Below are 14,484 nucleotides of genomic sequence, written 5' to 3' on the forward strand. Positions count from 1 at the left end.
AACTGTAGCACTTAATCTGAATTAAACAGGTCGCGGGTATAAACTTTTTCTGCGACGTCGGCGAGCTCTGCCGCCATGCGGTTCGACACAATCACGTCCGCTTCGGCTTTGAACGCCTCGAGGTCACGAATCACCCGCGACTTAAAGAATGTCTCTTCTTGCAGCACCGGCTCATACACAATCACTTCAATGCCTTTGGCTTTAATGCGCTTCATGACCCCTTGAATGGCCGACGCCCGGAAATTATCGGAACCGGTTTTCATTACCAGACGGTACACACCAACCACTTTCGGGTTTTTACGAATAATCGAGTCGGCAATAAAGTCTTTCCGGGTACGGTTCGCTTCCACGACCGCCTGAATGAGGTTCTGCGGCACTGCGTCGTAGTTGGCCAACAACTGCTTAGTGTCTTTCGGTAAGCAATAGCCGCCATAACCAAAACTTGGGTTGTTGTAATGGCTGCCAATGCGTGGGTCGAGCCCTACCCCTTCAATAATTTGCTTACTGTCTAGGTTATGCAGTTCGGCGTAGGTATCAAGCTCATTAAAGTAAGCAACACGTAAAGCTAAGTAGGTGTTCGAGAACAGCTTAATCGCTTCGGCTTCGGTACTGTCGGTAAATAGCACTGGAACGTCTTTCTTTACGGCCCCTTGCAGCAGTAACTGCGCAAAGTGCTCGGCACGCTCTGAGCGTTCACCGACAATAATCCGTGACGGGTACAAGTTGTCGTACAACGCTTTACCTTCGCGCAAAAACTCTGGCGAAAAGACGATATTTTCAGTGCCAAAACGCTGCCGTGCCTCGGCGGTAAAACCAACCGGTACGGTCGACTTAATCACCATCATGGCCGTTGGGTTTAAGGCCATCACTTGCTGAATAACCGCTTCCACCGACTTGGTATTAAAGTAATTACTGATTGGGTCGTAGTCGGTTGGTGTGGCGATAATCACCACCTCGGCACCCGCGTAGGCTTCTTCTGGGTTCAGCGTTGCAGTAAAGTTCAGCTCTTTTTCTGCCAAAAACTGTTCAATTTCGATGTCTTCAATGGGGCACAAACCTTTATTCAGCATTTCTACCCGCTCTGGAACGATATCAACAGCAACCACTGGGTTATGTTGCGCCAGTAAGATGCCATTTGAAAGACCGACGTAGCCTGTGCCTGCAACTGCTATTTTTGTCATTGTCGTATCAACTCCATCCACAGAAAACTCTCGATTACGAGTCGCTAACTCGCAGTATTTGTTCATCAATTTCAATATGTTGTTGTTTGCCGAGCATGTCGAGCAGCACTAAACAGCGGTCCTCACCTTTCGGCATTTCATACACGGCTTTTAAGCCAATAAATGGGCCGTCGGTAACTTCGACAACGGTGCCAGCCGCGAAACTACCGGCTGTTGCGCCTGCTTCGGCAGTTTTATTCTTGGTTAATTCGGCAAGCGCCAGCAGCTGTTGCATCACTGCGTCAGGAATTGTCGCAGGAATACCACCAAAGCGCACAAACGCCAATACCCCGCGTGTGCTGCGCAAGGCATTGAAGTTCGCTGAGTTGGTGTCAAGCTGCACAAACAAGTAACCGGGAAACACGGCTTCAATAACGGTTTGGCGTTTACCACGTAACCGTTTGGTAATCGCCATTTGTGGCAAACAGGTCACATAGCCTTGGTTTTCAACGTTCAGCTTAGCGCGATCTTCTTGGCGCGCTTTACACTGGAGTACAAACCATTGCTGCATTAATCGTTCATCCACTTCAGAATCGCTTGGGTGGAAGCATCGAAAGTTGCCGCATGCTCTCCGCTCTTTTCACTCGAAGCAATCGCAGCATAGGTGCTTTCCGCTACTTTTTTGCCGAGTTCCACACCCGGTTGGTCAAACGAATTTAAACCCCATGCTACGCCTTGGGTAAATACTTTATGCTCATAAGCCGCGATAATCGCGCCGAAGCTTTCAGGGGTCAGTTCTTTTAATGCAAACAAGCTACTCGGGTGGCCACCTGGGTAATGCTCGGCGGGGTTATCACTTTTTTGGCCCATCGCCATTAAGCGCCGATGGGCTAAACAGTTTGCCACGGATAAGTCTTGCTGCGAACTTAAGCTGCGACGTACTTTGTCGCTAAACTGTTTGGTATGCCGATGCAGTACACAAACAAAGTCAGCGGTAAAGGCGTCATAACCTTGGTGTAAATGCTGAAAGAACGCATGTTGACCGTTGGGCCCAAAGCCACCCCAAATAATTGGGCCCGTGGGGTAGTTAATTGCTTTACCGTCGGCGGTGTATTGCTTGCCGTTACTTTCCATATCGAGCTGTTGTAAGTAGCTGGGTAAGTGCCGGAATCGGCCGTCGTAAGGTAAAATCGCGACGTTATTAATGCCCCGCTGTTCACGGTTATACAGGCCAATTAAGGCCATTAGCATGGGGATGTTTTCAGTTAATGGTGCGCTAGCAAAATGCTCGTCCATGAGCTTTGCGCCCTCGAGCATGCGCTCAAAAACTTGTACACCACAGCTAGTGGCAATAGCGAGGCCAATGGCAGACCACATGGAGAAGCGCCCACCGATGGACTCGGGGAAAGTCAATTGATGCGCGGGTGGTATGCCGTAGTCGGTCATTTTCTTGGTGTTGGCCGACACGCCTATAACGTGGTGCTCAAGCCAGTCATGCAAAGTTTTACCTTTTTCAGTTATGCCTTGTGCCGATAAGCCTTCCTCCGCCCACACTTTGACGGTATTGACGTTAGCGAAGGTGTCTATGGTGCCAAATGACTTTGAGGTAATAATAAATAAGGTCGTTTCGGGGTCGACAATGGGTAACACGGCATACAGCTGGCCGCCGTCCATGGACGAGACAAAATGGGTGTCGACATGGTGGTGGTGAATATCCGTGGCAAATTCTTTTAAGGCAAAGCTGGCCATAAGCGGCCCGAGGTCGGAGCCGCCTACGCCAATGTTGACGATGTCGGTAATCGGTTTGCCGGTGGCACCGAGCCATTGACCGCTGCGCAGTTTACGAGTGATTTTCGCAAATTTCGACTGGTCACCCTGCGACACAACCGAATGTCGACTACGCGAGAGCACATGACTGACGTCTCGTTTTTCAGACACGTTTTGATACGTGCCATTTAAAAGCTGTTGGCGAGCAACGTCAAAACCCTCTGGCAAACGCTTTGCAGCAAATTCCGTCAGTTGCTCTGGCGTTAAAAACTGATAACTCCAGTCGTAAATTAAGCCATTGCACGTAGCTTGTAATGCAGTTTTAGGCAGTTCCTTATGCATGGAGTCAACACCTTGTTCTTTTCAATTAAAAATTGCAGCGGCATAAATGAAAAAGGCCGTACATGACGGCCTATATTACTTTAAAATCATGACAACTCGCAATGAAACTGAGCTAACTTGATTTGTATCCGTTCGGGTTTTTCGATTGCCAATTCCAAGTGTCGCGCATCATGTCTTCTAACCCAAGCTCCGCAACCCAATTGAGTTCTGACTGTGCTAGCTCTGTGTCTGCGTAACAGACTGCTATGTCGCCTGGTCTGCGCTCTACTATGTCATACGGAATTGCTCTTCCGCTTACTTTTGCAAACGCATTTACCATTTCTAGAACGGAATACCCCTTACCTGTACCCAAGTTGTGAGCAAAACAACCTTTAGCGTCAGTCAGGAACTCTAATGCTTTGAGATGTCCTTTTGCTAAATCGACAACATGAATATAGTCGCGAACGCCCGTTCCGTCCGATGTTGGATAGTCGCAACCAAAAACTTTAAGCGAAGGTAGTTTACCAATTGCTACTTGTGAAATGTAGGGAAGCAGATTATTTGGAATTCCGTTCGGGTCTTCACCGATCAACCCTGAGTTATGAGCTCCGACCGGATTAAAATACCTTAATAGTGACACACGCCAAGACTTATCGGCCGCACAAATATCATGAAGCATCCGTTCGATCATATATTTACTCGTGCCGTATGGGTTGGTTGTTCCTCCGGTTGGTGCCGACTCGTTAATTGGGACTTCAATCGGGTCACCATAGACTGTTGCGGACGAGCTAAAAACAAGGCGTTTAACATTCGCTGTCGTCATGGCTTTTACTAATGTGTGCGTACCAACGACATTATTCTCATAATATTTGCTCGGTTCAACCACACTTTCGCCAACCGACTTCAGTCCTGCAAAATGTATTACACCTGAGATATCGTATTGCGCGAACGTCTGGTCAAGCAAGTTTTTGTCTAAAATATCACCTTGGATAAACGCAATACGCTGCCCCGTGATCTTTTCTACCCGATTCAAACTTTCTTTTGAGCTATTGCATAGGTTATCTAAAACTAAGACGTCAAAACCTGCATTGACAAGTTCGACAACTGTGTGCGAGCCAATGTAACCTGCTCCGCCTGTTACCAAAATCATGTTGATTCCTATCAAATTTCCAAGTTCAAGCCATATCTCAAGAGGAAACGACTTTAAATATTATAAAAATTCCGATACCACGCTACGGTCCGGCGCATACCCTCTTGAACTGAGGTATTGGGTTTGTAGTCCATGTCGCGCTCGAGGTCGCTTACGTCAGCATATGTCGCAACAACGTCACCGGGTTGGATGGGCAAAAACTCTTTATTGATTTCTACACCGGTAGCGGCTTCAACGGCTTGAATAAAGTCCATCAGTTTCACTGTGTTGTTGTTACCGATGTTGTAAATTTTATACGGCGCAGACGAGCTGTCGGGGCTAGGTGTTTTGCCGCTCCAGTTAGGGTTTGCATGGCATGGGTTTTCAATGACTCGTACAACGCCTTCGACAATGTCGTCGATGTAGGTGAAGTCGCGCTGCATGTTGCCGTGGTTAAATACTTTTATGGTGTCGCCATTAAATGCGGCTTTGGTGAAAATAAACGGTGCCATGTCTGGACGGCCCCAAGGGCCATACACAGTGAAGAAACGCAAGCCGGTACACTGAATGCCATACAAATGGGCATAGGTATGTGCCATCAGCTCGTTGGACTTTTTCGTCGCTGCATACAAGCTAACTGGGTGGTCAACGTTGTGAGACGTTGAAAACGGCATAGTTTCGTTGAGGCCATACACTGAAGAACTAGACGCAAAGCTGAGGTTTTTCACACCGTTGTGACGGCAAGCTTCAAGAATGTTCATAAAGCCGAAGACATTGGCGTCAATGTATGCATGTGGGTTTTCCAGTGAGTAACGCACACCCGCTTGAGCTGCGAGGTTACAAACCGCATCGAACTTGTGCTCGGTGAACAAACCATTCAGCGTTTCCCGATCTTCAAGGCTGGCTTGAATAAACTGATAGTTGGCATGCTTAACCGACTGAACCAGCTGCCCTGGTTGCACCTGCTCGCGCGCAAAGCCCGCTTCTGCCAAGCGACCATACTTAAGGTTGACATCGTAGTAATCGTTAATGTTATCGAGGCCAACAACGCTGTGCCCCATAGCGAGCAAGCGTAAGGCTGTAAAATGGCCGATAAAGCCAGCTGTACCAGTAACTAGAATTTTCATAAGGAGAGTATAAACGACATTGAGCAGAACTAAAAAAACCGGCTACTTCGATTTGCATGGATGAGACAAACAAAAGTAACCGGTTTGACGGTTGCGCTACGTGTTGCTGTAGCGACTTTTTCTAAGGAGACTTTTATAACAATCTAAAATTAAACACTTGAATGCAAAATGTGTACTCGGCATCTGAATTCAAGGTCTTTACTTACCAAACTTACTCGACATCGGACTCGACATCGAACTCGACATCGGACTCCCCACCTCTACCATCCTTAGCAGAGTGATTTCTTTAGGAACTTAGTCCCTTAAGAAACGTGGGGGCCGTACTACGTCTTAGTCGGTCAGGGCAGGAGGCTTAATCCAACCGACAAGTGAAGTTATACGCTTGTTGATTCAGGAATGAAATAGCTAAGCTGCTAGTTAAGCCATGGCTTACAAGAATAGACGGTTTTTAGTGCTTTAAGCATCGCCTAGCCACTGAAACACACGAGTAACCACCGCTTCAGCGGCTATGTTCCTTGTTACTTGACGGGCTATTTGCAGTGCTAGTGCTTTGCCACACCAAGTCTGAAATCCCATCGTTGGGTGTGAACGCCAGCGGTGCTTTCTGCAGCAGTTGATGCACTTTGTCAATTTGGAACACATGGCAGTGTTGATCAAGTTCCGTCAGCAATGCTTCAACTTCTTCCCACGGTAAGTCTATTTCGTTGGCAGTCATAATGCGCGGGTGGTCGGTCGCGCGCACGTCATCACCAATTAATAGCTCTTCATAGAGTTTTTCACCTGGCCGTAAGCCAGAGTAATGAATTTCGATGTCGCCACGCGGGTGCTGGTCGTCTTTCACTGATTTACCCATAAGGTGAATCAGTTTGCGTGCCAGTTGTTCAATTTTTACGGGTTCACCCATATCGAGCACGAACACTTCCCCACCGGTGCCACTGCCGTCACAGCTCATCGCGCCAGCCTGTATCACTAACTGTGCTGCTTCGGGAATGGTCATAAAGTAACGGGTGATTTCTTTGTCGGTAACTGTAACCGGGCCACCCGCTTTTATCTGCTCGCGAAAACGTGGTACCACGGACCCTGAGGAGCCTAGGACATTACCGAAACGCACCATGCAGAAGCAGGTCCAGTCTTGACGTTTAGCCAGTGCTTGTAGCACTAACTCGGCCATGCGTTTCGTTGCGCCCATAACATTGGTTGGGCGTACGGCTTTGTCGGTGGAAACCAGTACAAAGTTCTCGACCCCAGCATTAATGGCTGCCTCACCGGTAAACCAAGTACCGAAGACGTTGTTGCGCACGGCTTCAACTATGTTGTACTCAACCATGGGCACATGTTTATAAGCTGCGGCGTGGTAAACGGTTTGCACTTTAAAGGCGCGCATCACTGCTTCAATGCGGTTCTGGCGTTGTATTGTCCCCATAATGGGTACAATACGAACATCCTGCAGGCTTTCTGCTTCAACAAGCTCACGCAGTTCTTGTTCAATTGCGTACAGTGAGTATTCACTTAGTTCAAACAATACCAAGCACTTTGGTTTGTAGCGCACAATTTGGCGGCATAGCTCGGAGCCGATTGAACCGCCTGCGCCAGTAACTAATACGACTTTGCTGCGGATGTTTCTGTCCATCAGATGTTCGCGTGGTGGTACTGGATCTCGCCCAAGTAGGTCTTCAACGCGCACGTCTTCAAGGAGGTCGATTTGTCGGCCGGAAACAAGGTCTGCCATGCCCGGAATGGTCATTACTTGCACGGTGAGCGGCTCTAAGCGCTCTAGTACTCGCTTTCGCTCACGCAAAGTGGCCGAAGGCATGGCTAATAGAACTCGTGTAACGCCTTTACGCTGGATGAGTGTTTCAATAGCGTCTGGTGAGTGCACACTTATGCTGAGTATTGATGAGTTATGCAGGGTGCTGTCGTCGTCAATAAACGCTGTGGTGTAAAACTCATTGCCGTTCATGAGAGCTTGGGCAAGCTGGCGACCTGAAGCGCCAGCACCATAGATAATCACTGGTTGGCGTTTACCGCGATTACGCTGTTGCACCGAGCCGCGCAGTAACAAGCGCGAACCACCAATTAAAAGCAGTGACACTAATGCATAGGTGATAATCGCACTAATAGGAATGGGCGAAGCGGAGTAGTCTCGTAGTAAATACAGCAGCGCAGCAGAAAAGCTAACCCCAATCGACACAGTGACTAATGCCCGAAAGCCGATATAGCGGACAATAGCGCGATACAAACCGAGTAGTTTAAACACCCCAATGGACGCGGCGACGGTAATACCAGTTACGAGCCAAACACTATAGTGATTTGGCAAGTACAAGGTTTCGTAGCGGACGCTTAAGGCAAACCATAGGGAAAACAGCAAAAAGAGTACATCGACCATTAAGGCGATACTGTTTTTTGCTCCACGCGGTAATTTAAACAATAAGTCCATCATTGAGGGTTAGCTTCCGTAAACTATGGTTGTGTTGTTGCAAGGACAACAATACCTATTTCCAAACTTCCCATGCAGGCACGTCGACTCCGTAGCCTGCACTGCGACCTGCCTGTAACCACGCACCTTCGCGGAGTGTCGCGGACCCAGCAATCGCAACACCGACACCTAGGTGCGCATAGTCTTCCATAATCGAGTCATGATCAGCAGTAGCATTTGCATTTAATATACAGCCCCGTCCAACTTTAGCATAAGGCCCAACAACTACACCTGCCATTATGCTCGTGCCAGCTCCAACGGTTGCATCTGCGCTGACATATGCTCGGGGATGAATAATAGTGGCTAACGACAAGCCTGTATCGAGAATCGATTCCGTAAGCTTTTTCCGAACCTGTCCGTTCCCAATCGCACAAATAGCTGCGTCATAACCTGCTGCAATGCGCTTTAGATCTTGAGATCTCCCTACAACTTCAAAGTGACCACTCAAACTAACTTGAGGGAAATTATCGTCGAGCATTGCAATTTCTTCCCAGTCGCCAGTTAATTTCGCCGCTTCACCAACGGTTCTGCCAAAACCTCCAGAACCTAAGATAAAAAGTCGCTTCATATTGATGGAATTTCCATTTCGTCAAACTCTACAAACTCAAGCCAACCGTCTTCGAACTGAAAGCCTGCGTTAGTTGTTGATTCTGACTTAACTTCTGCTTGCCAAATCACAAAACGACGACCATTAATGTCAATGAACGCACCTGGGTAGGGTCTTGTGACAGCTCTAACTAGTCGCTCAGCATCCTGAACGTTACCCTTTGGATCGATTCGACCATCTTCTGGTTTTCTTCCCGGCCACTCCGTCGCTTTCGAGTCGTCCTGTTCTGTTAAGGTTATCGAATTTGACATGAGCGCCGGCACCACTTTTTTCATTAACCGAATGTGCGCTTCGTCAACCAATTCGTAAAGCTCAGATGCGGTGGTTTTAGCAGAGAGCGGTATTTCCACTTGGTCGACGATCGGCCCTGTGTCAACGCCAGTGTCTAGCTTAAACAGAGTCACTCCGGTCTTATCTAGACCTTTTAGAATAGCCCATGGAATTGCAGCTCGACCTCGTCCTTTAGGTAGAAGTGTTGGGTGCATACCGAGCACTCCCTGCTTTGGCGCATTTAATACTTCACTTCCAGCAATTTGCGACCAACCGATAATAAATAACCAGTCAATCTCATGCTGCTTAATCGCTTCAATTACGTCTTGGTTGTTTACATGGCGCGATTTAAGCAACGGAATATTGTGCTTTAAACAGAAATTATCGAGATAGACTCGACCTGACTTATTAATTGCTTGATCATCATGGAGCGTCATAGCAAAACTAAGTTTTCCACCTGCACTATACAGGGCTTCCATGCATGATAGTCCAAGCTGTACGCAAGTGACGAATCCAATTCTAGGCATACTCATCGTGGAATCCCTTCTTCTAATACACGGGTGGTGGCTTGAGCAAGTAAACAAAGGTACGCAAGATAATTTTAATATCTGATAGTAGAGTTACGTTCTTCGCGTACTTTCCATCAAAAGCTGCCTTTTCTGGTACGCTCATTCCATCAAACGACGATACCTGCGCTAAACCTGTTAGCCCTGGACGACAATTCAGTGCACCATTTTTCTGGCGAAGCTCGGTCAATTCGGCTTGGGCTGGAATGGGTGGTCGAGGTCCAACAATACTCATATCACCTTTGAGTACGTTAAAAAGTTGCGGAAGCTCGTCTAGATTAGTTCTTCGAATGAATTTGCCAACCCAGGTCAGCTTAACTTGCCCGACTTTATCTGATGGTAAGTCGCCGGTATTAATTGGCATACTACGAAACTTGTAGAAATCGAAGGTTTCGCCATAGCGCCCAACTCTTTTCTGCTTAAAGATAACGGGGCCTGGGTCAAATATCTTTATTAATACGGCGATAAGCACCATAAATGGAAGAAGAAGAATTGTGGCAGAAATAACGATTAAAAAGTCAACAAGCCGTTTGCCAACTTGCTCATAGAAAGATGCTGTTTTCACATACACTCCATTGCGAAAGCCGAACCATTATAAGAAATAGATTTGCTCGAACTATAAACCTTGTTTAAATACGAGTTGAAATGCCTCAGAATAATTCTGACCAGCTTGACCGCCCCTGTACGCAGCAAGTCCGCGCAAAACTTCGTCACTCCGCGGGTGAGGAAAAGGCCGCATGACTTTGCGGTAGTGGCCAAGGGCTTTGATTTTTTTGTTTAAGAATTCTTCGCCAATTTCAACAAAAGTCGAGGGAATAAAATTTTCGCCGGTTGTTGAGAAACTCCAATCCGATGATGACAATATCTCCATGAAATACAGACTTTCAAGCGGCGGAATATCCGAACGGCGCTGATACAAACGCGCTGCTGCCTGACAAGCTTTAGAGATTTGCACATGGTCGTCGTTCAAATCGCCAGGATGGTGAGTAAAAATGCGAGTCGGCTTAAACTTTTCGATCTGTTGTTCTATGAACTGCACTATTTCAATGTGCGGAACTGTATTCATGCGAATGTTTGGAAATGAGCCAAGCACCGGTTCGTTGAACCCAACCTCCGCATTAGCATTACACATGTCGGTGTATAACTCGTCATCTGACGGACGGTGGCTGCGAACGTCAACATTCCCACAAAGAATAACAGGTTGAATAATTTCACCTGCAGCAGCAAGTTTCGCTCCCGTAGCTCCGAATCCAAGTATTTCGTCGTCGGGGTGGGCTACGACCACTAAGTTAACCGGTCTTTCCATTAGGTGCGCTCCCCTGCATGTTGTATAAAGTGCAACGCTGTTTTATCCAACTGCTCCTGCATGGAAAAAGGGGGTTTCCAGCCAAGTAAACGAGTTGCCTTCTCTGAAGATACATATAGGTCGTCAAACAAGCGTTGTGCCATTTGCCCTTTACCTATAAGCTTCGCACCAAAGTTCATTAAAGGAACAGGAACCGGCATAATAACCGATTTACTGCTTAATGACTTTTTCAGCTTCTGTAATAATTCTGATGTTGAAACGTCACATTGGTCAGAAATTAAAAAGGCTTCGTTTGCAGCTTCGGGATGTTCAATACACAATTGGATAAAATCACATAAATTATCTATGCCAACCAAACTACGCTTATTCTTAACCAAACCTAAAGGTATAGGTAATCCTTTATGAAGCCATTTCATCATACTCTCAAAGTTAGCTTTCACACCCGGACCATAAATTAACGGAGGTCGAATAATAACGACTTCCATCCCTGTGTCAGCCGCTATTTTCCGCAAACCTATCTCTGCTTCTAACTTTGAAATACCGTACGGATCAACCGGCTCAAGCTGTTCTTCCTCGATAATCACGTTTCTTCCATGATTTCGTTCGCCATGCACTTTTATGGAACTAATATAAATAAATCGTTTTACTCCAGAAATAGCTGCAAAGTGAGCTAGGTTTAAAGTTCCCGCTGTATTTACTTTTCGATAGTCAGAAATTGGATCCTTCGAGCTTTCATTCATTATATGGGCTCGAGCCGCACAATGAATAACTACATCAATACCTTCAAGCCACGCACATCTTCGCAAAGTCAGGCTTTCATCTATTTCACAACCTACGTAAGGAAAGTTGCTTTTTTTTCTAACCACACCAAGAATAGAGTATACTGACGTCAATTTTTCAGCTAAGAATTGCCCAAGGAAACCTGAAACTCCTGTGATTGCAACATTCTTCATAACTAATTGGGTTCTCGTGAAGTTTTAATGATTTGTTCTGCTAGCTCCTTGCAAATAGATGTTCTAGAGTAAGATGATACGAAGTCTGTTCTATCTATCTCTGAGCTGACTGCTAATTCTTTAATAGCTTTAGCACCCGACTCATAATCACAAGGTTGAAAAACTTTTGAACCTCGAATTTTCTCACTAATAAACTCTGCTGCGTAGCCTCCAACGCCTGCAGCGATTGGTTTTCCCGTTGAAGCATACTCGAACAATTTAGACGGCAGTACTTTTTCAAATGCTGGAACGTCATTAAGGTGTAAAAACAATATATCTGCTCTTGAATACTCTGCAAGTAAAGAGGCCCTATCTATAGGAGGAATCAATTCAACATTTTCTAATTGATACTTCCTTATTTTCTCTTCAAGTAATAATCGTTTACCTCCATCTCCAATCAATCTGAATTGATATCTTTCACCCAATTGTTTTGCTAATGGTGGTACAATTATGTGTAAGCCTTGACTATCACCCATATTCCCTGCATACAGGATTACAGTAACTTCTTGAACTCCTTTAGGTTTTGGCCAAGGGTGATTTATAAAAACCTCATCTATCCCATTCGGAAAATACATAAAACGTGATGATGTATACCTCTGTTGAAAATACGAACGGAACCCTTCACTAACTAAGTTTACTTTATCTGCATGATTTATACTGTAACGTTCTAGTATGCCAAACATCGGTAAAGCCCATGCTGTAATATACTTTGGAAAAACATCAGAAATTGTATCGACAAAAATATCCCGGATATCAAGAAATAACTTTGCTTTTAGTTTTCTTGACATATATGAAGCTAAAACTGCAGTCATAAGTCTTGACGAAGTGCCAAAAACCAAGTCGTAAGACTGCCCTTTTGTAACTCTACGCACAAAATTGACATAGTGTCGAAAAGTGAGCGCCTGATCTATAAATCCATTCTTGTGTTCTGGCAGTTTTATCCTGTGAATCGTCGTGATATCCCGTCGCTCAATATCGCATGACTCTTTTGTATATGTGTGATACCGGTTAGGTTGTGTTGTAACTACGTCTAGTTTACTTCCCTTTGGAAGCTGCTCCTCTAGCTCTTTAACTAGCGCTGTAGCTCTAAATGAACCAGCAGACAAATCTGGCTCAAAGTAATAAGTTAAAAAAAGTATCTTCATGATGAAATCGTTGTTACCAACTTGTCCTTAAAGAGAACAGAAATTTTCTTGTTCGGTATTGCTTTACCAAATTCCGGATACCACTCACCACACTCTATCCTAAGTGTTTCCGCATGTTCTGAAAAATTTATATGAACTAAAGATCCGCCAACCTCTGCCGCTAAACTGTGTGTGTCTAAAACTGACAATTGACACGCCGGATGGAAGTGAAAGTGTGCACATCCAAATACTCCGCTAGATATTACGTCATGGATTACGAGGCTCTTCTTGTTTTGAGCTCCAAAATCAAATTTACGAACGTGAGTAGAGGTTATGTTGTTCAACCAGAAACCTTCGATTCTGCATTCAAATGAGTGTTCGGTAATTTGTTTACTTACGCTTGCTCTCCGTGCCACTCGAAAACCTGACCAAACTTCAGAACTATTCAATACTTGACCGTCTCTTATAATCTCAACCGTGTTATGCGAACAAGTTGATCTTTGTTTAAGTCGACGACGGCTCATTCCATATTCATCGATTCCAGAGTTCACTAGTATGCGTTGTGTGCCGATTGATAGTTCAAACGAGCCCGCTTCCGCATGAGCATGACCAGGCTGGTACTTGGGCGCTATTTCACCAACGTCAGCCACTAGAGTAAATGGTCCAACTTTTTGCTTAATAAAATTGCTTTGGTCCAGCTGAAGTAAAGAAGGCCTTATACCTAGCGCTTCTGCGTATTCTTGGATTTGGTGCACTTTAGGCGCAATCCCGAATGTTGAGTCATTAAAAAAGGGGATTTCACCATCTGTATGAATAATATTCGATAACCAACTTAATCCATTCTCAACTTTAACTTTTATTTTCTCGATGACAGGCCTTGCTTCTGGATCACGTGAACTAAACAAACAATAGAGATCTAAAAGATCCCACATCAAAATGCAATGATACATCGGTGAGCGTTCGTAGTGAGCGCCGTCATTTAAAAACTGTTCTTTTAGCTCTGCTGTGAGAAGTCGGTTACTTAATTTGCGCCAACGTTTGGCTTCTAATCCTGCAAAGAATTGCCCCGCGAACGCAAGTGCTTTCGCATTAGCGAACAAATGATTTGCTAGTATGTGGAACTCTAATTGTTTTTCTAACGCTCTCACCTGCGTATGCAGGCTATTAAGAATGGTTTGATCTACATACTCAGGATTACGCGAACACCACTTTATCCAATTAACAATTCGAAGTGAAAGCGGATAAGCTTCCCAACCGTCCCCATGCATAATTGGATTCTCATTAATCCATTTGTGGATTAACCTTTCATGTTCTAACACCCTCTGATCACTATTCGTTGAGTTTAGGTCATCAAAATAATGTAGATTATATCGCCATAGTTTTTCTAATATCGGAGAGTGCCAGTCATCGGTACTTCTTATCTCAAAGCTAAAATTCAGAAAGTTGAATCTTGATTCCGAAAAGAACGACTGAGAAGAGTAAAGATGCCCATGCCACTCATTAAATGTCTTAATTTCAGCTTTAGCAGTACCGGCTATTCTTGGTATCGGTCTTAATCTATACCATATCTGGAACGTCACTTGTTTTAAACGCAAGTAACGAACGGTACGTAGCAACAATAAAAGCCCTTTTAACATAA

General features: G+C 45.4%; 13 protein-coding genes. All 13 read right to left on the reverse strand.

Annotated elements, in window-relative coordinates; all coding sequences use genetic code 11:
• Positions 1–11 precede the first annotated feature (11 nt).
• The 13 genes from CWE06_RS10455 to CWE06_RS10515 all read right to left on the reverse strand — a co-directional run bounded on the left by CWE06_RS10455 (position 12) and on the right by CWE06_RS10515 (position 14,482).
• The gene (locus CWE06_RS10455; RefSeq protein ID WP_126793864.1) at positions 12–1,181 is read right to left on the reverse strand and encodes a nucleotide sugar dehydrogenase; all 1,170 of its coding nucleotides are present in this window, start codon (positions 1,179–1,181) and stop codon (positions 12–14) included.
• Positions 1,182–1,215: 34 nt separating this feature from the next.
• Positions 1,216–1,731, reverse strand: a complete 516-nt coding sequence (gene rfaH, locus CWE06_RS10460; RefSeq protein WP_126793866.1) for a transcription/translation regulatory transformer protein RfaH — start codon at positions 1,729–1,731, stop codon at positions 1,216–1,218.
• On the reverse strand, positions 1,731–3,269 hold the full coding sequence (gene pgi, locus CWE06_RS10465; RefSeq protein ID WP_126793868.1) for a glucose-6-phosphate isomerase: 1,539 nt from the start codon (positions 3,267–3,269) through the stop codon (positions 1,731–1,733). The genes rfaH and pgi overlap by 1 nt, the downstream gene beginning before the upstream one ends.
• A 112-nt stretch (positions 3,270–3,381) precedes the next feature.
• Positions 3,382–4,398: a UDP-glucose 4-epimerase GalE gene (galE, locus tag CWE06_RS10470; protein ID WP_126793870.1), complete on the reverse strand. Its 1,017-nt coding sequence runs from the start codon at positions 4,396–4,398 to the stop codon at positions 3,382–3,384.
• 53 nt (positions 4,399–4,451) lie between these two features.
• The gene (locus CWE06_RS10475; RefSeq protein ID WP_126793872.1) at positions 4,452–5,504 is read right to left on the reverse strand and encodes an NAD-dependent epimerase; all 1,053 of its coding nucleotides are present in this window, start codon (positions 5,502–5,504) and stop codon (positions 4,452–4,454) included.
• 499 nt (positions 5,505–6,003) lie between these two features.
• Positions 6,004–7,944, reverse strand: coding sequence for a polysaccharide biosynthesis protein (locus CWE06_RS10480; protein WP_126793874.1), 1,941 nt, complete (start codon positions 7,942–7,944; stop codon positions 6,004–6,006).
• A gap of 52 nt (positions 7,945–7,996) precedes the next feature.
• Complete coding sequence (locus CWE06_RS10485) at positions 7,997–8,548, reverse strand: acetyltransferase (RefSeq protein ID WP_198679089.1); 552 nt, start codon at positions 8,546–8,548, stop codon at positions 7,997–7,999.
• Positions 8,545–9,294 carry a methionyl-tRNA formyltransferase gene (locus tag CWE06_RS10490; RefSeq protein WP_241972543.1) on the reverse strand — a complete coding sequence of 250 codons (750 nt, stop codon included), beginning with the start codon at positions 9,292–9,294 and terminating at the stop codon, positions 8,545–8,547. The genes CWE06_RS10485 and CWE06_RS10490 overlap by 4 nt, the downstream gene beginning before the upstream one ends.
• A gap of 112 nt (positions 9,295–9,406) precedes the next feature.
• The gene (locus CWE06_RS10495; RefSeq protein ID WP_126793878.1) at positions 9,407–9,988 is read right to left on the reverse strand and encodes a sugar transferase; all 582 of its coding nucleotides are present in this window, start codon (positions 9,986–9,988) and stop codon (positions 9,407–9,409) included.
• A 51-nt stretch (positions 9,989–10,039) separates the two neighbouring features.
• Positions 10,040–10,729, reverse strand: a complete 690-nt coding sequence (locus CWE06_RS10500; RefSeq protein ID WP_126793879.1) for a PIG-L deacetylase family protein — start codon at positions 10,727–10,729, stop codon at positions 10,040–10,042.
• A complete protein-coding gene (locus CWE06_RS10505; RefSeq protein ID WP_126793881.1) occupies positions 10,729–11,682 on the reverse strand; it encodes a UDP-glucose 4-epimerase family protein in 954 nt (317 codons plus the stop codon). The genes CWE06_RS10500 and CWE06_RS10505 overlap by 1 nt, the downstream gene beginning before the upstream one ends.
• Before the next feature lie 2 nt (positions 11,683–11,684).
• Positions 11,685–12,866: a glycosyltransferase family 4 protein gene (locus CWE06_RS10510; RefSeq protein WP_126793883.1), complete on the reverse strand. Its 1,182-nt coding sequence runs from the start codon at positions 12,864–12,866 to the stop codon at positions 11,685–11,687.
• Entirely contained in the window at positions 12,863–14,482 is a 1,620-nt protein-coding gene (locus tag CWE06_RS10515) for a heparinase II/III family protein (RefSeq protein ID WP_126793885.1), read from the reverse strand. The genes CWE06_RS10510 and CWE06_RS10515 overlap by 4 nt, the downstream gene beginning before the upstream one ends.
• Between the last annotated feature and the right edge of the window lie 2 nt (positions 14,483–14,484).

The sequence above is a fragment of the Aliidiomarina haloalkalitolerans genome (assembly GCF_003987315.1).
GTDB classification, from domain to species: Bacteria; Pseudomonadota; Gammaproteobacteria; order Enterobacterales; family Alteromonadaceae; genus Aliidiomarina; species Aliidiomarina haloalkalitolerans.